Annotated in this window: 11 protein-coding genes and 3 pseudogenes; 6 read left to right on the top strand and 8 right to left on the bottom strand. The window is 65.7% G+C overall.

Annotated elements, in window-relative coordinates:
* Positions 1 to 9: 9 nt before the first annotated feature.
* On the bottom strand, positions 10 to 912 hold the full coding sequence (gene metF, locus DB459_RS10570) for a methylenetetrahydrofolate reductase [NAD(P)H] (RefSeq protein WP_253712802.1): 903 nt from the start codon (positions 910 to 912) through the stop codon (positions 10 to 12).
* 413 nt (positions 913 to 1,325) lie between these two features.
* On the opposite strand from metF, the gene DB459_RS10575 reads away from it, so the two are divergent.
* Positions 1,326 to 2,345, top strand: a complete 1,020-nt coding sequence (locus DB459_RS10575; RefSeq protein ID WP_253712803.1) for an LLM class flavin-dependent oxidoreductase — start codon at positions 1,326 to 1,328, stop codon at positions 2,343 to 2,345.
* Here the strand turns inward: DB459_RS10575 and atzF are convergent.
* The 3 genes from atzF to DB459_RS10595 all read right to left on the bottom strand — a co-directional run bounded on the left by atzF (position 2,323) and on the right by DB459_RS10595 (position 7,674).
* Positions 2,323 to 4,113, bottom strand: a complete 1,791-nt coding sequence (atzF, locus tag DB459_RS10580) for an allophanate hydrolase (protein WP_253712804.1) — start codon at positions 4,111 to 4,113, stop codon at positions 2,323 to 2,325. The genes DB459_RS10575 and atzF overlap by 23 nt on opposite strands.
* Positions 4,114 to 4,149: 36 nt before the next feature.
* Positions 4,150 to 4,536, bottom strand: coding sequence for a cysteine hydrolase family protein (locus DB459_RS10585; RefSeq protein WP_253712805.1), 387 nt, complete (start codon positions 4,534 to 4,536; stop codon positions 4,150 to 4,152).
* 945 nt (positions 4,537 to 5,481) lie between these two features.
* Positions 5,482 to 7,674, bottom strand: coding sequence for a transglycosylase SLT domain-containing protein (locus DB459_RS10595; RefSeq protein ID WP_253712806.1), 2,193 nt, complete (start codon positions 7,672 to 7,674; stop codon positions 5,482 to 5,484).
* A 274-nt stretch (positions 7,675 to 7,948) separates the two neighbouring features.
* On the opposite strand from DB459_RS10595, the gene DB459_RS10600 reads away from it, so the two are divergent.
* On the top strand, positions 7,949 to 10,288 hold the full coding sequence (locus DB459_RS10600) for an HAD-IC family P-type ATPase (protein WP_253712807.1): 2,340 nt from the start codon (positions 7,949 to 7,951) through the stop codon (positions 10,286 to 10,288).
* A 111-nt stretch (positions 10,289 to 10,399) separates the two neighbouring features.
* Here DB459_RS10600 and DB459_RS10605 read toward each other — a convergent pair whose 3' ends face one another.
* Both DB459_RS10605 and DB459_RS10610 read right to left on the bottom strand, forming a co-directional pair.
* On the bottom strand, positions 10,400 to 11,341 hold the full coding sequence (locus DB459_RS10605; protein ID WP_253712808.1) for an extracellular solute-binding protein: 942 nt from the start codon (positions 11,339 to 11,341) through the stop codon (positions 10,400 to 10,402).
* 588 nt (positions 11,342 to 11,929) lie between these two features.
* Positions 11,930 to 13,132, bottom strand: a complete 1,203-nt coding sequence (locus tag DB459_RS10610) for an ABC transporter substrate-binding protein (RefSeq protein ID WP_253712809.1) — start codon at positions 13,130 to 13,132, stop codon at positions 11,930 to 11,932.
* 211 nt (positions 13,133 to 13,343) lie between these two features.
* On the opposite strand from DB459_RS10610, the pseudogene DB459_RS27560 reads away from it, so the two are divergent.
* From DB459_RS27560 to DB459_RS27570, 3 pseudogenes are all read left to right on the top strand, one after another.
* Positions 13,344 to 14,141: pseudogene (locus DB459_RS27560) on the top strand (CHASE domain-containing protein); the annotation flags it as partial.
* A gap of 360 nt (positions 14,142 to 14,501) precedes the next feature.
* A pseudogene (locus tag DB459_RS27565) lies at positions 14,502 to 14,873 on the top strand (diguanylate cyclase domain-containing protein); the annotation flags it as partial.
* A 129-nt stretch (positions 14,874 to 15,002) separates the two neighbouring features.
* Positions 15,003 to 15,752, top strand: a pseudogene (locus DB459_RS27570) (putative bifunctional diguanylate cyclase/phosphodiesterase); the annotation flags it as partial.
* A 422-nt stretch (positions 15,753 to 16,174) separates the two neighbouring features.
* Here DB459_RS27570 and DB459_RS10620 read toward each other — a convergent pair.
* Both DB459_RS10620 and DB459_RS10625 read right to left on the bottom strand, forming a co-directional pair.
* Entirely contained in the window at positions 16,175 to 16,654 is a 480-nt protein-coding gene (locus DB459_RS10620) for a hypothetical protein (protein WP_253712811.1), read from the bottom strand.
* Between the two features lie 19 nt (positions 16,655 to 16,673).
* Complete coding sequence (locus tag DB459_RS10625; protein ID WP_256519394.1) at positions 16,674 to 17,585, bottom strand: helix-turn-helix transcriptional regulator; 912 nt, start codon at positions 17,583 to 17,585, stop codon at positions 16,674 to 16,676.
* A 251-nt stretch (positions 17,586 to 17,836) separates the two neighbouring features.
* On the opposite strand from DB459_RS10625, the gene DB459_RS10630 reads away from it, so the two are divergent.
* Entirely contained in the window at positions 17,837 to 19,393 is a 1,557-nt protein-coding gene (locus tag DB459_RS10630) for a benzoate-CoA ligase family protein (protein WP_253712812.1), read from the top strand.
* Positions 19,394 to 19,448: the final 55 nt, after the last annotated feature.

Raw genomic sequence — 19,448 nt, forward strand, 5'->3', positions numbered from 1 at the left:
GCTGCTCGTTCATGCGGCCTGCTGGGCCGACGGACGCAGGCCCAGCAGGTGGCTGATGGCGAACACCAGATCGGCGCGGTTCATGGTGTAGAAGTGGAAGGCGTCGACGCCGTGCTTGGCGAGGTTTTGGACCTGGCCGGCGGCAACCGTCGCCGCCACCAGCTTGCGGGTCTCGGGATCGTCGTCGAGCCCCTCGAACTTGTCCGCCAGCCAGTCCGGCAGTGAAGCGCCGGCCCGGCCGGCAAACCCCCTGGCCTGCTTGAAATTCTGCACCGGCAGAATGCCCGGCACGATCGGAATGTCGATGCCCCGGGCGCGGACGCGGTCGAGGTAGCGCCAGTAGAGATCGTTGTCGAAGAAGAACTGGGTGATCGCACGGCTCGCGCCGGCGTCCACCTTGGCCTTGAGCCCGTCGATGTCGGCGTCGAAGTCGCGGCTCTCGGGGTGCTTCTCGGGATAGGCCGAGACCGAGACCTCGATATCCGGATGGAGGCGCTTGATCCCCGCGACGAGCTCGGCGGAGCTGCGATAGCCGTCGGGATGGGCGGCGTAGGGGGTGCCGGGACCGCCAGCGGGATCGCCGCGCAGCGCTACGATGTGTCGGACGCCAGCTTGGTGATAGTGGGAGATGACGTCATCAATCTCGCCGCGGCCGGCGCCGACGCAAGTGAGGTGCGCGGCGGGTAGGAGGTCGGTCTCGGCCAGGATGCGCGTAATCGTGGCGTGGGTGCGCTCGCGCGTCGAGCCGCCGGCGCCGTAGGTGACCGAGACGAAGCTGGGACACAGGGGCGCGAGGCGCTGGATCGTCTGCCACAGACCTGCCTCCATGTCCGCCGTTTTGGGCGGAAAGAACTCGAAGGAAATCTGCGGGCGCCGGGCAGTGGCCCCGGCCGGGAAAGCGGTCTCGGTCATGGACGTCCTCGGATCGGGCGCTTGCCGCCACGATGGGTTCAAGCGGGTTCGCCGGAAGATAAGGGGCTGGCAGGTCGACGCCCAGCCCACAAATCCAGCGATCGACTTGGGAAATTGCCCAAACACCCTACAATAGTTCAGCCGATGTAGGCGTATGTGCCGTTTGTGGGAAGGGCAAGGCAGGCAGTTTTTCGCAAATAATTGCACGATTTGGATGAAGTATTCGCTGTGGGCAGGTAATATATAATCGAAATCATTCAGTTTCGCCCACTGCTCCCCGGACGGTGGTCCGAATCCCGCCGGGCGACGGCCGGCGGGGCCATTGTCGCCGACGCCGGCGGAGCTATCTTTGGCCGGCAGGCCGGTGCGGCAATTCACTGCCGGGATTAACGCCTGCTCCTTCAGGCGAGCCCATGCCCCTTCTGTCTATCCTTGACCTCTCGGTCGTCACCACTGCCGCACCACCATCCGCGGCGCTCCGCAACAGCATCGACCTTGCCCGCCATGCCGATCAGCTCGGCTATGAGCGCTACTGGCTTGCCGAACATCACAACCTTGCCTCGGTGGCGAGCCCGTCGCCGGACCTGATGATTGGCCAGATTGCCGCCGTGACCAATAGCATCCGGATCGGCTCCGGCGGCATCATGCTGCCGAACCACGCCCCATTGGTCGTCGCCGAACGCTTCAAGATGCTCGAGGCGCTATTTCCCGGCCGGATCGATCTCGGTCTCGGCCGCGCCCCGGGCACCGACCCCGCTACCTCCCATGCGCTGCGCCAGCGGCTGCAGGGCCGCGACGGCGACGATTTTCTCGAGCGATTGCACGAGCTCACCTTGTGGGAAACCCGCGAGTTTCCGTCGGGGCATCCGTTCAACAAAGTGGTGGCGATGCCCAACGACGCGCCGTTGCCGCCGATCTGGTTGCTCGGCTCGAGCGACTACAGCTCGCAGCTGTCGGCGCAACTGGGCATGGGCTTCGCTTTTGCCCATCATTTTGCGAGCTACGATGCCGTCGAGGCGCTGACACATTACCGCCGCCAGTTCCGCCCCTCGCGCTGGCGCGCGAGGCCGCACGCGATCCTCGCCATCGCTGTGGTCGCGGCCGACACCGACGAGGACGCCGAACGGCTTGCGTCCTCGATGGATCTCAACCGCCTGCGCCGGGATCGCGGCCAGTACGAGCCGCTGCCGTCGCCGGAGGAGGCGCTGGCCTATCCCTACGCGCCGGCCGGGCGCGCTTCGATCGCGCGCAATCGCGAGCGGCTGTTCGTGGGCAGTCCCGCCACGGTGCGGGCGAAGATCGATCCGTTGGTCGCCGCAAGTGAAGCCGACGAGGTGATGGTCATCTCTGCGATTTTCGATCACGAGGCGCGCAAGCGCAGCTACAGCCTGCTCGCCGAGTCGTTCGCACTCAAGGGCGCGGCGCCCCCATGAAGGCGCGCCAGCCGCCGAAGCTGGAAATGTCGCGGGCACCTTCCAGAGCCGAAGACTCCACCAGAAAGCCCTTCACTGTAGCGCCATCGGCGAGTTCAATGGTGCCGATCGACAGCGGCGGCGGCACTTCGGCGACGAAGCGGCCGAAGGCCTCGGTGGCGAATGACCACACTTCAATGGCGATGGCGACGCCGCCGGATCCCACGCGCAGCATGCCGGGTTTGGGCGGGGTGGTGTCCGGCAGGGCATGGAGACGGTAGCGCGGCGCGGTCATGGTTGCGCCGACGAGGCGCGCGCCGAGCGTCGTCAGTTCATGGTTGAGTGCCATGCCGGACAGATGCGCTCCGACCACCGCGACGGCGATCTCGTCGGCGGCACAGGGCGCGAGCGCCGGCAGGGGCGGTTGCGCTTGTCCGCGGCCCCCCAGCGGCAGGCCGGTGGCAGCGTGGAAGGCGCGGCCAAGCGCTGCGAGTTGTGCATCCTCGCCGGCAGGGGCGAGAAAGGTGATGCCGAAGGGCAGGCGTTCGTCGCTCAGCGCTGCCGGCACGGCAAGGCCGCAGAGATCCAGTAGATTGACGAAATTGGTATAGGTGCCGAGCCGGCTGTTGAGGGTGATCGGATCGGCCAGTACCTCGGCGACGGTGTAGGTGGTCGGCGCGGTCGGCACTACCAGGGCGTCCACGGCGGCGAACAGCGCGTGCGCACCGGCGCGCAGCGCTTCCAGCCGGTAGAAGGCGGCAAAGGTGTCCGCAGCGCTGATCTTTTCGCCCTTGAGCGTGATCGCGCGGGTGACCGGGTGGACTGCGTCGGGATTTGAGGCAAGCAGATCGCGAATGACGAAATAGCGTTCGGCGACCCAGGGGCCGTCGTAGAGCAGCTGCGCACACTCATAGAGCGGCGTCATGTCGATCTCGACGAGCTGCGCGCCGGCACGCACGAGTTGCTCGATCGCGGCGTCATAGGCCCGCGCTGCAGCAGCGTCATCGAAGAACTGTCGCTGGTCGGGCCGCGGCACGCCGAGCCGCGGTGAATTCGGCGCCGCCACCGCGCCCAGCGGCCGGTCGCGGCTATAGGCGTCGGCGGCGTCGGGGCCAGCCATCGCCGCGAGTGCGGCGAGCGCATCGTCGGTGGTCAGCGTGAAAATCGAGACGCAATCGAGGCTGCGGCAGGCCGGCACCACGCCGGTGGCCGGGATCATGCCGAGACTGGGCTTGAGGCCGACGATGTTGTTGAGCATGGCTGGTACGCGGCCGGAGCCCGCGGTGTCGGTGCCAAGCGCGAGCGGCACCAGTCCGGCGCCGACTGCGACCGCCGAACCCGAACTCGATCCTCCGGGCACCAGATCGTCGCGCAGCGCGTTCTTCGGGATGCCATATGGCGAGCGGACGCCGACAAGCCCGGTGGCGAACTGGTCGAGATTGGTCTTGCCGACGACGATGGCGCCGGCGGCGCGCAGCCGCGCCACCACCGTGGCGTCGGCTGCGGGCTGATAGGAAAAAGCGGGGCAGGCCGCAGTGGTGGGCAGCCCGGCAACATCGATATTGTCTTTCACTGCCACGGGGATGCCGAAGAGCGGCAGGGCCGCGGCATCGCTGCGCGACGCCAGGGCCTCCGCCTCGGCGATTGCTTCGTTCTCCGCGCGCAGGCTGATGAAGACCGCGTCGTCGCCGCGGGCGCGGATGCGGGCGAAGCTGCGCGCAATCGTCTGCGCCGGCGTGATGCTGCCTTCGCGATGCGCGGCGACGATTTGGTGGATGGTTTCAGGCACGCGGTGTCCTTGCAGTCTGGAGGAGGGAAGGTGCGGTCAGGCGAGCGCGTCGAGCACGGCCCTGGAGTGGCTGACCCAACCAAAGATGCTGCCCTGAGCCTTGATCATGGCTAGGCCGGCGTCGTGGAATTCCTGGAAATAGGAGGCGCAGCAGTCGCCGAGCACGACACAGCGATAGCCGCGGTCATTGGCTTCGCGCACCGTGGTATTAACGCAGACTTCGGTGGCGACATCGCAGACGAGGAGCGTGTCGATGTCGCGCTGCTTCAGTACATCATCGAGTGCTGTGGCGTAGAAGACGTCCTTGCCCGGTTTGTCGATGACGATCTCGCCGGGCTCGAGGAAATCGCGCTGCATGTCGAAGACGAGAAGGGCGGTGCGCGCCCAGGCGATCTCGATGGCAGTCGGTTCCGCTGACACCATGTCGGTCTGTCCCGATCCATCCACCGGCGCCACTCCCGCCGCACTCTCCGGCTGATCGCGAGCCGTTCGCCGGCAGCGACGGAGCGTCGCTGCCGGGTCTGATCGAAGCAAGCCGCATGCCATTGTGTACACTTGCCGAAGGCTGCGGCTGTTTTTTAAAATAATTATATTTTCAATATGTTGCCTAGATATATCGCAAATTTTCAGAACTCTTTCCGCGCCATCGTCGCGGCCGAAATGATCAAAAACTAGGCTGCCGTACGAGGGCCTACCCCTCCTTGCGAGCGAGATGCAGCATCACGTAGAGCACCAAACGACGCCAGCGCGCCGACGATCACCGATCGCCGACGCAGCGGGAGCCGATCCGTCGGCCAACGCGGATCAAGGGGGAAACGACCACGCCCGAAGTGTCGGCGACTGGCTGGAACTGTGGGCTCGGCGACGCCCTGATCGCGTCTTCCTGCTGAGCGCGATGATCCGGCTTCCCCCTGGCGCAGCGTCAGCTATGGCGAGGCGCTCGGTCAGATCCGCGCCATCGGCGCCTGGCTGCTGGCGCGCGGGCTTTCTGCGGATCGCCCGCTCGCCATTCTCTCCGACAACAGCATCGCCCATGCATTGCTGGCGCTCGGAGCGATGCACGTCGGTGTGCCGGTCGCTTCGACGCTGCCGTCGTCGCCGGCGCTCCGGCCGAGGGCGTCATCGGTTATGACGAACTGGCCACCACGCCGTGAGCGCAAATCGCCTGCACGCTTCAGCTTATGGGCGATTGTCGGCGGTGGAGCTCTTAATGCGTGCGTCGGGGCCGCGGAAGATTGTGTCGACGAAAAATTTGCCCTTTTCGCCTACAGCCTTCTCCACTCCGATGGAATCGGAGCGGAGGCTCTAAATTTTTGTTTTGGCGCGTTTTCCTCGCACGAACCGGTATCCACTTCGCGGGAAAATGCTCTAATCGGAGCTGCCGACGCTCGCGCTCGCCGCCGACCATACCTTCGGCGGCGTCATGTCCAGCCGCACGCGATAGACCGCGAGATTCTCCGTGACCCGCTGGACGTAGTTGCGGGTTTCGGCAAAGGGGATGCGCTCGACCCAGTCGACCGGATCGACATCGGCGCGGCGCGGATCGCCGTATTGCCTGACCCACTGTTGCACGCGGCCACGGCCGGCGTTGTAGCCCGCGAAGGTCATGACATGACAGCCGCCATATTCCTTGAGCAGTGCGGCGAGTTCAGCGGCGCCCATCTGGGTGTTATAGACCGGATCGGATACCAGCCTGTTCCAGTCATAGGCGACGCCGAAGCGCTTTGCGGTGTCGCGCCCCGCCTCAGGCGTCACCTGCATCAGGCCGACCGCCTTGGCTGGCGAGATGTCCTTCTGGTCGAAGGCGCTCTCGGTCCTCGCCACCGAGAAGATCAGGCTGCGCTCGACCGGCGGCCCGATCGGCGCATGCTCCGGCACACCGATATCGGGAAAGGCATAGGTGTCGAGGGCGAAGCCGCGGGCGAGTGCGGTCTTGCCGATTTCCAGCATGGCGCGGGCATCGCGCCGCCGCCGGGCGAGATCGCCGAGTGCGACCAGTGCCCGGATATCGTTGCTGCGCTCGGCGAGGTCGGCGGCGAAGGTAAGGACCTGATCGCGCTCACCGATGGCGTAGAGCATGTCCGCGGCGCGAACGAGGTCGTCGGCCGCGAGGCCGGCTCCGGCCGCCTCCGGCGGCGGCTGCTGCCGCAGGTCGAAGCGGGGCAGGCCGAGCTTCGCCCGCGCCAGTTGGCCGTAATAGGCGGTCGGATGCGCGGCTGCCGCCTCGTAGCTGGCCCGCATCGCTTCAGTGTCGCCCAGCGCCTCGGCGGCGCGCCCCCGCCAGTAATTGGCCCGCGCCAGCACGATGGGATTGCGCGAGCCGTCGTCGACATGGGCGAAATGCGTCTGGGCCGTCGCGGCATCGTTGCGGAAGCGCAGCGCGATCCAGCCCGCCATGAAATGCGCCTCGGCCCGGTAGTTCGGATTGGCCGGCATCGCCGCATCACGCACCACTTTGTAGGCGGTCTCGCTGTCGCCAAGGTCGAGCAGCTTGCGCGCGATGACGCGGCGTTGCCGCCACCATTCGTCGGTGTCCTGCTCGGCCATGGTCCTGGGCGATGCCGCCAGCATGACATTCGCGGCGTCCACGAAGCGGTCATGGTGCATCAGCGCCTGGGCTCGGCACAGCGCAAAGCCCAGATCCTCGCGCGCGGCACCACCGACCTGATCGAGCAGTCCGAGCGCGGTCTTGGCATTGCCGGCGGTGGCGATGCAGGCTTTGACGATCGCCACTTGACCCTCGCCGAGGCGCTTCGCCGCACGCATGGCGCCGGCGAAGTCCTTGGCGCCGAGGCGCCGGTCCATGCGTGCGCGATGATCATCGGCGGTCAGGAGATCGCGAAAGCTGTCGAGAGCGTCGGCCTCGAGGCGCTCGGGCATCTCCTGCGTGCGCCACGCCTCGCGTACTTGCGCTTCCGCGCCCGACCTCTCGCCCGCGGCAAGGAGCGAGCGGGCGAGCGCCAGCCGTCCCTTGGCGCTGACCGGCGCGCCGTCGATGAAGTGTCGCACCACGGCGCCGTCGCTGCGTGCGTGCCATAGCCGCGCTTCGGCCCGGGCGCGAAAAACGCGCTGACCTGGCCAGGACGGATGGTCGGCAACGAAGGCGGCGTAGCGGGCGAAATTGATATCATCGCCGCCGTTGCGCAGGATCAGCCATTCCGCCAGCGTCCGGCCGACGCCCTCGCCGAGGGAGGACTTGAGCGCGGTGGCCTCGCCGATCTTGCCCTTGCGCGCGAGTTCCAGCGTTTGTTTGAGGACGGCGAGGTCGCCCGTCAGCGCGGGCGGGGCCGGTGCAGCGGGTGCAACAGGTTTCGCGGCGGTGCCGGATTTGTCTTTCTTTGATTTCGCGGCGGCAGTCTTGCCGCTGGACTTACCCTGGTTTCGCTTCGCTGCGACGGTCTCGTGCTTGGCATGAGGGGCAGCGTTGTGCTTGGCGCGATGCGCCAGCTTGTGCCGTGACGCTGCCGCGGCTTCGCCGGGCAGGATGGCGCCGATGCTGCAGACCATTCCCCAAGCGACGAGGCGAGCCAAGACCCGCGTACCCCGAGTCGAGCGGTTCATGCAACGACCCCTCGCGATGCAACGACCACGAGAAGGCTATCACAACACAACGCCGTGGTTGTTACTGTCCGGCCACACCGCTGGGAAAAGACTCGGGTTCCAGATGCGCCCGTGATGGAACCGGAACGGTGCGCGGCGCGCAGATGTGAAGCGGCACGATTCAAATATTGGCGGTAATATTTGACCAAGATCAATCCGCCTGTCGCGTCACGATGCTGACTGCGTTGCAATCGGTAAGGCGGATTAAATCCCGTCGATCCGGCGTGGACACGTCATGAGCGACTCCGCATCCGGTTCTGTCACCGGCCCCGCGCTCGTCGGCCTTGGATCGGTCGAGGTGGCGGCACGACTGCGGCAGTTCGGTCCCAATGCGGTTGACGACGCCGCGCCGGCGCTGTGGCGCGCGCTGCTGGGCAAATTCCTCGCGCCGGTGCCGTGCCTGCTGGAAGCGGCGATCGTGCTGCAATTGATCCTCGGCGAATATCTCGAGGCCGGTATCATCGCCGTGCTGCTGGTCTTCAATGCAGTGCTTGGGCTCGTTCAGGAAGGGCGTGCGCAGGCGACGGTGGCGGCATTGAAGTCGCGCCTGGCGCTCAATGCAGCCGTGTTGCGGGACCGGCGCTGGCAGGTGATTGCTGCCTCCCGGCTTGTGCCCGGCGATATCGTCAAGTTGTCACTCGGCGCCATCGTGCCTGCCGACGTGCAATTGATCTCGGGCAGCATTCTGGTTGACCTCTCCATGCTCACCGGCGAATCTGTGCCGGTGGAGGCGGCATCGGGCTTCGAGGCGCCGGCCGGCGCGCTGATCCGGCGCGGTGAAGCCGTGGCGCAGGTCACGGCGACCGGGGCACGCACGAAGTTCGGCCGCACCGCCGAATTGGTGCGCGCCGCAAAGGTGGCAAGCTCGCAGCAGAAGGCGGTGCTGCGCGTCGTTGTCTATCTTGCTGCCATCAACGGTGCGTTGGCGGCGGCTCTGATCGGCTACGCCATCGTGCGGCGTCTTCCCGCAGCGGAGGTCATCCCGCTCGGACTGATTGCCGTGCTCGCCTCGGTGCCGGTGGCGCTGCCGGCCACCTTCACCCTGGCCGGCGCCGTCGGCGCCCAGGCCCTTGGGCGGAAGGGCGTGCTGCCGACGCGGTTGTCCGCGGTCGACGAGGCGGCGGCGATGAATCTGTTGTGCGTCGACAAGACCGGCACCCTCACCAGCAATGAACTGGTGGTCACCCGCACCCTGGCCATGGCCGGTCACGACGAGGGCGAGGTGCTGGTGCTGGCGCGGCTGGCGAGCTCCGACGGTGGTCTCGACACGGTGGATGCCGCGGTCCGTACCGCTGCGGCGCGGCAGATTTCGCCGACGGCCACAGCTCTGCTCTCCTTTACGCCGTTCGATCCCGGCTTGAAAATGGCGGAGGCGGAGGTGCTCGCCGATGGCGAGCATCGGCGAATCGTCAAAGGAGCCTTCGCCCATGTCATGGCGATCTGCCGTCCACTGCCGGCGGCAACTGCCGCCGCGGCGGCGCTCGAGGACGACGGCCTGCGCGTGCTCGGCGTCGCCGTCGGAGTGGGGGACGACATGCAGCTGGTCGGGCTGCTGGCCCTGAGCGATCCACCGCGGCCCGAGGCGGCAGGGTGCATCGCGGCGCTGAAGGAGATGGGCATCCAGGTGGTGATGGTCACGGGCGATGCGCCGAAGACCGCAGCCGCAGTGGCACGCGCCGTCGGCATCGACGGCCCGATTCATTCATTACGATCCTTGCCGCCGCGTGTCAGTCCCGAGGACGTCGCCGTCTTCGCCGCCGTGTTGCCCGAGGACAAGTTTCATATCGTGCAGGCGTTTCAGCGCGCCGGCTTCATTGTCGGCATGTGTGGTGACGGGGCCAACGATGCGCCGGCGCTGCGTCAGGCTCAGCTCGGCATCGCGGTTTCGACGGCTACCGACGTCGCCAAATCGGCGGCGGGGCTCGTTCTTACCGAACCGGGACTGTTCGGCGTGCTGAGCGCGGTCACCGAAGGCCGGATCGCCTTCCAGCGGATCCTGACCTATACGCTGCGCTCGATCATCCACAAGGTGCGCCAGGTATCCTATCTCGGCGTCGGCCTCGTCCTCACGGGGCACGCGATACTGACGCCCATGCTGGTGGTTATCGTCATGATCACCGGCGATTTCTTTGCCATGTCGGCGACCACCGACAACGTGCGTCCCTCGAAGAAGCCGAATGCCTGGCGGATCGGCAATCTGGTGATCGCAGGTGCGCTGCTCGGGCTGGTCGATCTCGCGTTTTGCGTCGTCGTGCTCGTGGCCGGACAGCAGCGGCTCCATCTCGACCTTGATACGCTACGCACGCTTACGATGGTCAATCTGGTGTTCAACGGCCAGGCGGTTTTCTACTCGGTGCGGGAGCGCCGCCATCTATGGTCGTCCCGTCCCAGCAACATCGTCCTCGTCTGCTCGGCGGCCGATCTGTTCATCATCCCCGTCATGGCGCTGGGCGGCTTCCTGATGGCGCCATTGCCGTCGGCGGTCGTCGCTGCCGTGCTGGCCGGGGCGGTCGTCTTCGCCCTGGTGCTCGACCTCGCCAAGAGCATGCTGTTCAAGCTGCTTAGGATGACCTGATTACACCGGCGAGGTCGGCTGTTTCGAAGTCGCAACGGTCCTATCGGAAGCTGCCGAAATTGTTGCCGTTGTCGAGGTTGTTGGAGCGACGACCGCCGCCGCCCGGAGGGCTCATCTGGTGCCGGCGGGAAGAGTGACCGGAATGAAGCCGGCTTCCTGCAGGATGGTCTGTCCGTCGGGAGATAGAATGAAGAGCGTGAGTTCGGCCGCGATTGCCGGTGCCGTCCTCGCAATGGTCAGGCCGTACTCGGGGCCAATGGCGAGGTCAGAGGGCAGCGGAATGATCTTGATGCCGATCTGGGAAGCAAGTTGGCTGCCGGCGGAACAATAATAAAGCGCGGCGTCCGCCTTGTCCTCGGCCATCGCCACCGCAAGCCGATGCCGTCCATCGAGAGGGGTCGTCGTCGCTGGGCCGCCAAAGACCTGCTGCGCCTTGCCTGACAGCAACGCATAGGCTCCGGGCCGGGACCTTTCGATCAACCGGAAGAGCTGCCAGGTATAGTCGCCACCGGGATCTGAGACGGGTGTCGAGGTGGCGAGGCGGATCTGCGGCTTCAGCAGATAGTCCACCAGCGTGTCGGTGGTGACTTCGGACGGCGCCCGGACAAATCCGCACAGGGTATTGCGGACGAAGAGGACCGTCGGGCCCGAGAGTCCTCTGTCAGTGATGGTCTGGGCGTGAGGCAGCGCAGCCGAGGCGAAGATGTCGAAAGCAGAGCCCTTCGCGATCGAGTCGCGCAAGGTGCCTGATGGGCCCCAAACGAAATTGATGACGACCGATGGATGTGTCGCGGTGAATCGCTCGGCGATCCGTCCGAACGGCTCTTTGAGGCTTCCGGCGGCCACCAAAGTGATCGTGTCGGCGCGCGCCGTTGCCAGGGAGGCTGCCAACATCCAGATCAGGCTGCCGATGACGACTCGAGGGGACACTCTTCCGCACCCGTCGTAATGCAAGTCTTCAACATCAATCTTCAATATCTCGATCGTCGCCCGCGCCAGCCAGCAGGCGCTAGTGATCTCCTCTAGTCTGCTCCAGCGACGCGATATATTCAACCGAATATATCCGCCTTCTGCTGGCCTCCGACTTGCATGGCGGTTCGCCGGCAGCGGAGAGGTGCGCGATGGACGATGTTCCGGCAAAATGCGGCTGTCTTCCCGCCGACTGGCGCGCGGCGGTCAGGAGGCTTGCGACCTGTCTCTTTCCGCCAAGCCGCACCATCGAAAGCGAGGGCGACGATCCCTCATCGCGGGTCGGCATGGACGACGATGCGCCAAGGCCTCCGGACCTGGTCTGGATGGAGCTGTCCAGTTCGTCCTGGTTATAACGATGTCGGCTCGTTATGTTGAAATTGGTACATCGACGTCGTGTTCGCGACATCGCACCGGCCAGCGACGCCGGAACGTCAGGGCCGAATGTCTGGTGCGGTGGATTTGACGCTCGTATCAGCATTGGAGCGAGTTCTTCAAACGAGCGTCAGATCCAAAACCACACTAGAATTATAATGATGCTAGTGTCCCCTTGTTTCCAACGTTCGTATGAGCGCCTGCTGCAATGGGATACGAACGTTGGAAACGGGACACTAGTTTTTGTTTTGACGCGTTTTCTTCGCGCGAACCGGTGTCCACTTCGTGGGAAGCGCTCTAGAGATGCGAGCCGCGCAGGTCTTCGATCCGGGCGCCGGCTTCGTCGGGGGGCGGCAGGGATCGGAAAGCGCCGTTCGTGCCGATCACGGTCATGAAGACCGGCGCGGCATCGCGATCGGTATTTTCGTTGCTCGACGCCGGCGTCGGCGCCGGCAGCAGTGAACGGACCTGCCGCAGTTCGCTCACCAAGGCCTGGCGGGTCGGCGCCGGCCCGAGACGGTCCAGGGCCCGCCCGACCAGGCGACCGGCGAGGTAGCCCTCCAACGAAACGAATCCCGGGCGGGCCGACCAGTCGAAGGCCCGCAGCGCCCGTTGATAATCGGCCACGGCCTTGATCGATGTGTCCCAGGGCAGCGGCACGACCTGGGACACGATCACGCCTCGGCCCTCGGCTCCGAGGTCGTCGGCGAGTGCGTCGGCGCCGACGAACGAGATGTTGACGAAGACCGGATTGAAGCCGGTGCGTCTCGCCTCATGGATGAACTCCGCGCAGGGCTTGTAGGAGCCGACCATCACCACCGCTTCGGGCGCCGCCCGCGCCAGGGTTCGCAACGCCGAGCGTACGGCGCTGGTATTCCGCTCGAACGTCGCTTCGGCGGCGAGATCAATGCCGTGCGCATCGAGCGCCGCCTTGAGACCGGCAAGGGCGTCGCGGCCGAAGGCATCGTCCTGATAGAAGATGGCGATACGGCTCATTCGGCGTTGCGCTACCAGGTAACGCACCCAGGCCTGTGCTTCGGCGGCATAGCTCGCGCGCAGGTTGACCACCGTCGGAAGGTCGGGGGTGTGCAACAGGCTGGCGCCGGTGAAGGGCGCAATGAACGGCACGCCGGCGGCGGCGGCGAGCGGTGCCGTGACGATGGAGGTCGGGGTGCCGACGGCGCCGATCAGCGCGAACACCTTGTCCTCGTCGAGGGATCGCCGGGTTTCCGCCAATGAGCGGTCCGGATCGTAGCCGTCGTCGCGGCTGACCAGCAGCAACCGGCGGCCATGAATGCCGCCCTGCGCGTTGATCTCGGCGAAGGCCGCCTCGATCCCGAGTCGCATGCCCTGGCCGAGCGCCGAGGCCGGGCCACTGAGCGGGGCCACCTGACCAAACACGATCTCGCGCTCGGTGATGCCGTCCGCTGCCGCGGCGGCGCGCGCAACGCCGGTGATGCAGAGGAGGGCCGTCCAGACGGCAATTATGGCGCGATTCATGGTCCGAAATCTCGCAGGCGGACACTCAAGCTACCTCTGCCGGATTGAAAGGCCTTTAACGGGCGCTGCGCGCCGGACAAAGTCCGCCGATTGAAGCGAAATGTTTAACCATTTCTTCACCAGCGGGGAAAACTTCGGCGCGGTTTTGGCTTCGTACGGGAAGATTTCACGTCTACTTCCGACAATAGCTCCGTTTTTCCCAGGGCTGTCCATGGCCGACGACGTCTTCAATCCACGAGGTGACGCCGATGCGACCCCGCGGTCGCGTTGGCGGTCGCGCGTTCTCGCGCCCCTGCGCCGGCCGACCTGGATTGCCGCATTGTCGGGGATCGCCCTGACCCTTGTCGTCGGATCGATCGTGGCGCAATGGGAGCAGCGCGTCATTCGTGTCGAGTTCGACAGCGCTGCCGCTGCCAACGCCGGGTCGCTGACGTACGGCATCGACGAGTATATCCGGCGCCTCGAAACCCTTCGGACCCTGTTCGAAGCGAGCGAGGAGGTCACGCGCTCCGAATTCGACGTCTTCAGCCGGCGCCTGTTCAGCGGCCACAGCGGGTTGCTGCGTGTCGCGTGGATGCCGCGGGTTCGATCCCATGAGCGTCGGGTGTTCGAGGACGCGGCGCGGGCCGACGGCGTGCCGAATTATCGTATCCGTTCGATGGCGCCCCCTGGCCGGGACGAGGACGCCGGGCGGGATTTCTATCCGGTGTATTTCTCGACCGAACCGAAGACCTCGATGGTCTATGGGCTGGACCATTCGAGCGATCCGGGCCGGATGTCGACGCTGGACCGCGCGCGGGACCTCGATCGGGTCGCCGTGCATCTCGCCGAACTCCAGGTGAGCGCCCGGCCCGGAGCGCAGGGTCTGCTGGTCACAGTGCCGGTCTTCGTCAAAGGCACGTCGCGCGATACGGTGCGGGACCGTCGACGCAATATCAATGGCTTCGTCGTCGGGGTGTTCGACTTTGTCGCCTTGATCGACAGCATCAGGGCCAAGGACCGCTCGGTCATGTCTATCCAGCTGGTCCGCCACGTCATGGACCGATTTGGCGCTCCGATTGATGTCGTCGACTATCCCGCTGGCGGCGCGACCATCGACAGCGTGGCGCCGCTGCAGTGGACAGGCAGGTTGCCGATCGGGGACGGCGTCTGGACCCTGGTCGCCGCGCCGCGCGTTTCCGATCGCTTTGGTGTCCGGTTCACGCGCACACTGGCTCTGACCGCGGGTGGATTTTTCCTCACCTTCCTGATCGTCGCCTACCTGACGATCGCGGGCCGCAACCAGGAGACCCTGCGCCGGGCGCATCGGCGCGTGCTCGAGGTAGCGCAAACCGACAACCTCACCGGGCTCGCCAGCCGCGCCTTCTTCATGCAGCGGCTCGACATGGCGGCACGGCAGGTGATGGCCGGAGGCCGGCATTTCAACGTGTTCATGATCGACATCGACCACTTCAAGGAAATCAACGACACCCTTGGCCACGGCGCCGGCGACGGTCTGCTGCGCGAGGCCGCCGACCGCCTGAAAGCCGGCCTTCGCGGTCACGATCTGCTGGCGCGGCTCGGCGGTGACGAGTTCGCCATTCTGCAGCCGGTCGGAGTCGAGCAGGATAGCGAGGGCGCGCTCCTCGCCATGAAGATCATCCAGCTTCTGACGCCGTCCTTCACCATCCAGGGACGGAAGGTGGAGATCGGCGCCAGCGTCGGTGTCGCCATGGCTCCGGAACATGGCAGCGACCCGCAGGAATTGCTGCGCAATGCGGACGTCGCCCTCTATCGCTCCAAGGCCGACGGCCGCGGCTGCTTCACGACCTTCCGCAAATCCATGGCAGAGGAGATTGCCGCGCGCAGCTCGCTGGAAGCCGATCTGCGTAGCGCGATTGCTGCCGGCCAGTTCCAGCTGTACTACCAGCCGATCGTCGATGCGGCGAGCGGGGTGACTTGCGGTGCCGAGGCGCTGCTGCGTTGGCACCATCCAACCAGAGGGATGGTGCCGCCACAGGAGTTCATTCCAGCGGCGGAGGAGACCGGGCTCATTATCCCGCTCGGCGAATGGGTTCTGCGCCAGGCCTGCAGCGACGCGGTTTCATGGCCGCACCAGCTGAAAGTTGCCGTCAACATCTCGTCCGCCCAATTCCGCGACAAGGACCTGTTCGGGGTGATATGCGGCGCGCTGTTCGAGGCGGGACTGCCGCCGCAGCGGCTCGAAATCGAGATCACCGAATCGGTGCTGATGGACAGCGCGCCGGACAAGATGGCCTTGATGCAGGAGCTGCGGGACAGCGGCATGTCGCTGGCGCTGGACGATTTCGGCACCGGCTATTCCTCGCTGAGCTATCTGACGAAATTTCCGTTCAGCAAGATCAAGATCGACCGCAGCTTCGTGCGGAACGTCACTTGCGACCCGCAGTCGGAGGCCATCGTCGCGGCGATCATCACGCTGGCCCGCCGACTTGGCGTGACGGTCACGGCGGAGGGGATCGAGCGCGAGGACCAGGCCGAGTTGCTGCGGCGCTGCGGCGCCGATTTCCTGCAGGGCTATCTGTTCGGGCGCCCCGCCGCGGAGCCGGACTTCGCGCGAGTGCGGTCGCAGATAGCGACCTCGAGCGCCGCCGTCGCCTAGTGCGGTGGATCTGACGTTGGAAACGGGACACTAGTGTGGCGTCTCGCAATTGCCTACCGCCTTTGCGGCAAGCCTCTTGTAGGCAATTGCGAGACATAAGCCACACTAGCACTTTGATTTTGCTAGTGTCCCTATGTCTCCGAATGACCGTGCGAGCATGAGGCAAATGGAGCGGTAATTCGGAGACAGGACACTAGTGTGGCGTCTCGCAATTGCCTATGCCCTTTGCGGCAAGCCCCTGTAGGCAATTGCGAGACATAAGCCACACTAGCTTTTTGATTTTGCTAGTGTCCCGATGTCTCCGAATGACCGTGCGAGGGTGAGGCAAACGAAGCGGTAATTCGGAGACAGGACACTAGCGCGGCGTAGCCGGCTCGGTCGTGAATGTGCCGGGGCGGAGCGCCACCGAAGACGGACCCGGATCAGAACAGGCATGCGATGCGCTCGTCGTCGGCCGGCAGGATGTCGTTCGTCAACGGCTCCGGCCATTGCACCGTCAGGGTGCCGATCAGGTCACCGACACCATCTTCGTCTTCGACATCGCAGAATATTGGCTCCTGCGCATGCGCGATGAAGCCGTGCAACAGATGAGCCGCATCGTGATCGTAGACGATATCGCCCGGCACGATCCCGGGCCGCCGCATCAGGAAGCGCCTGAACGCGGTGAGGCGGGCCTGCCCGGCCGGCAGGGCAACGAAGGATAGCACGCGCGCGCCATGCGGGAGGCGTGGACCGTCCTGCATCCGGTCGTAGAGATGGAGTACGCCGGCGCGTTCGAGGTCGGCAATCTCGGTGAAATCACCGCCGACCAGCGCCGGCGACAGCGCATTGCGGATGGCCAGGATACCTTCGGGCGCGATGCCGCGGCTGCGCAGCGCGGCGGCGAGCGTCGGCAGGCTCATGGCATCTTGGCCCGCGATATCACCGTGCCGTCGCAGATGCGGCGACGCGCTCGTCGGCGAGCACCGGGGTCACGGTCTCGATCAGCCGCGCCGCGGCTTCCTTGACGCTCAGCCTGGCGGTGTCGACGCAGGCCGAGGCGCGCGCGTAGAGCGGTTCGCGGCTGGCCAGAATGGTGCGCAGCTCGGCCATCGCCGAGCGGTCGTCTGCCATCGGCCGCAGGTCGCCCTGGTGGCGAACGCGCGCCATGTGTTCCTCGGGCTCGGCCTTGAGCCAGACGGTGTAGAACGACGACAGGATGAGATCGAAGGTGAGCGGCTCGGAGACAATGCCGCCACCTGTGGCGAGCACCACCGGTTTGCGGCGCGCCAGCAACTGGCCGAGCGCGGCCTGCTCCATGCGCCGAAAGCCTTCCTGGCCGTAGAGCGCGATGATCTCCGCGACCGACAGACCGTTCTGCCGCTCGATCTCCTTGTTGAGTTCGACGAAGGTCCAGCCGATCCGCTCGGCGAGAATTCTGCCCAAGGTGGATTTGCCGGCGCCGCGCAAACCGATCAGGGCGATGCCGGCAAAGCCGGGCCGGCGCGACAGGCTGCCGACATGTCCGGTGAGGATCTCCTTGGCCTGGGCGATCTGCAGCGGCGAAGCCTTGCGCATCAGATCGCGGACCACCGCCCAGTCGGCTGGCACCTCGCTGCCGGGAAGGATGTCCTCGAGCGGCGTGGCCAGTGCCTGGGCGACCCGGCGCAGCAGCACAATGGAGACATTGCCTTTGCCGCTCTCGAGCTGGGCGATGTAGCGCTCGGAAATTCCGGAGACGCGGGCCAGCACCTTGCGCGACATGCCGCGCAGCCCGCGCATGGTGCGCACCCGCTGCCCGAGTTGCTGCAGGAAACCCTCTTCGATGGGTCCGGTTTCGGCGCTGGCCGGCACGGCAGGCGCCGGATCTGGAGCAGGGGGGTCGATCACGCGAATTCCGATTGATTCATCGATCTGATGTGAAACATAGTGCCGTAAATCGTTGACAGCAAGGCGTGCTCATGCCTCAATATGAATTATAATTCTTAATCTAGGAGAGGGAGCGTCGTGGAGAGCATCCTCAGGACCGCGGTCGCGCGCAGTATAATGCATAGGCGTCGCCAGGAGCGAAGCCTTGGCGAGAACTCTCTAGCAGGAGGCCGGTCTTGACCGTTTCGAGCACCTACAACGCGGTGACGTATCTCCTCGACCGCAATGTCGCGGCGGGGCGCGGCGACAAGGTCGTCTTCACCGATCCCACCGCTGCGGTGACCTATCGCCAACTGCAGAGCCGCACCCGCCGGCTTGCCGGCGCGCTGACGCGCCTCGGCGTGCGTCGCGAGGAACGGGTTGCGATGATCATGCTCGACACCGTCGACTTTCCCACGGTGTTTCTCGGCGCCATGCGCGCCGGCGTGGTGCCGGTGCCGCTCAACACGCTGCTCACCGCCGAGACCTACGGCTACATCCTGGCGGACTGCCGGGCGCGTGTGCTGGTCGTGTCCAAGGCCTTGCTGCCCGCGGTGGCCGATCGTCTCAAGTTGCTGCCCGATCTGATGCATGTGGTGGTGACGGGAGATGACGCGCCGACACTCGACAAGCCCAGCCATCGTCTGTCGGATATTCTCGCCGACGCGCCCGACGAGTTCGACACCGTTGCGACCCATCCGGACGAGCCGGCCTTCTGGCTCTATTCCTCCGGCTCGACCGGAATGCCCAAGGGCGTTCGCCACTGTCATTCCAGCCTGGAGGCCACCGCCGAAACCTACGGTCGGCAGGTGCTCGGCATCCAGGAAAACGACGTGGCGCTGTCGGCGGCCAAGCTGTTCTTCGCCTATGGGCTCGGCAACGCCCTGACCTTTCCGATGTCGGTCGGCGCCTCGACCATCCTCAACCCGGAGCGGCCGACGCCGGCGGTGATGTTCGATCTGATCCGGCGCCATCAGCCCAGCGTCTTCTATGGTGTGCCGACGCTGTTCGCCGCGATGCTCAACGACGAGGCGTGCAAGGCCGAGCCGCGAGGCAAGCGGCTGCGGGTCTGCGTCTCCGCGGGCGAGGCGCTGCCTGAACAGGTGGGTGAGAGTTGGAAGCGACGCTTCGGCATCGATATTCTCGACGGTGTCGGCTCGACCGAGCTTCTGCACATCTTCCTCTCCAATGCGCCGGGCGATGTTCGTTACGGCACGTCCGGGCGTCCGGTGCCGGGCTATGAAGTGCGTCTCGTCAACGAAGCCGGACAGGACGTTCCCGATGGCGAGGTCGGCGAATTGGTGGTGCATGCGCCGTCGGCGGGCGACGGCTATTGGAACCAGCGCAGCAAGAGCCGGCAGACTTTCGAGGGGTGCTGGACCCGCACCGGCGACAAATACATCCGCGACGCCGAGGGTCGTTACACCTACTGCGGACGCGCCGACGACATGTTCAAGGTGTCCGGCATCTGGGTCTCGCCCTTCGAGGTGGAGAGCGCCCTGATCAGCCACCCCGCGGTGCTCGAGGCGGCCGTGGTCCCCGCCGCCGATGCCGACGGACTTTTCAAGCCCAAGGCCTACGTCGTGCTGAAATCCGCGGCCGACCTCGCGGACCTGCGCGAGAGCCTGAAAGAGCACGTCAAGCAGAAGGTCGGGCCGTGGAAATATCCGCGCTGGATCGAAGTGGTTGATGCACTGCCGAAGACGGCGACCGGCAAGATCCAGCGCTTCAAGCTGCGCGAGGATGCGGCGTGAGGAGCGCGCGTGTTTGAGCCCGCGGCCTGCCGCCACACCGCGAGGAAGTGCCGTG

Origin of the sequence: Bradyrhizobium sp. WD16 (assembly GCF_024181725.1) — a bacterium.
Taxonomy (GTDB): Bacteria; Pseudomonadota; Alphaproteobacteria; order Rhizobiales; family Xanthobacteraceae; genus Bradyrhizobium_A.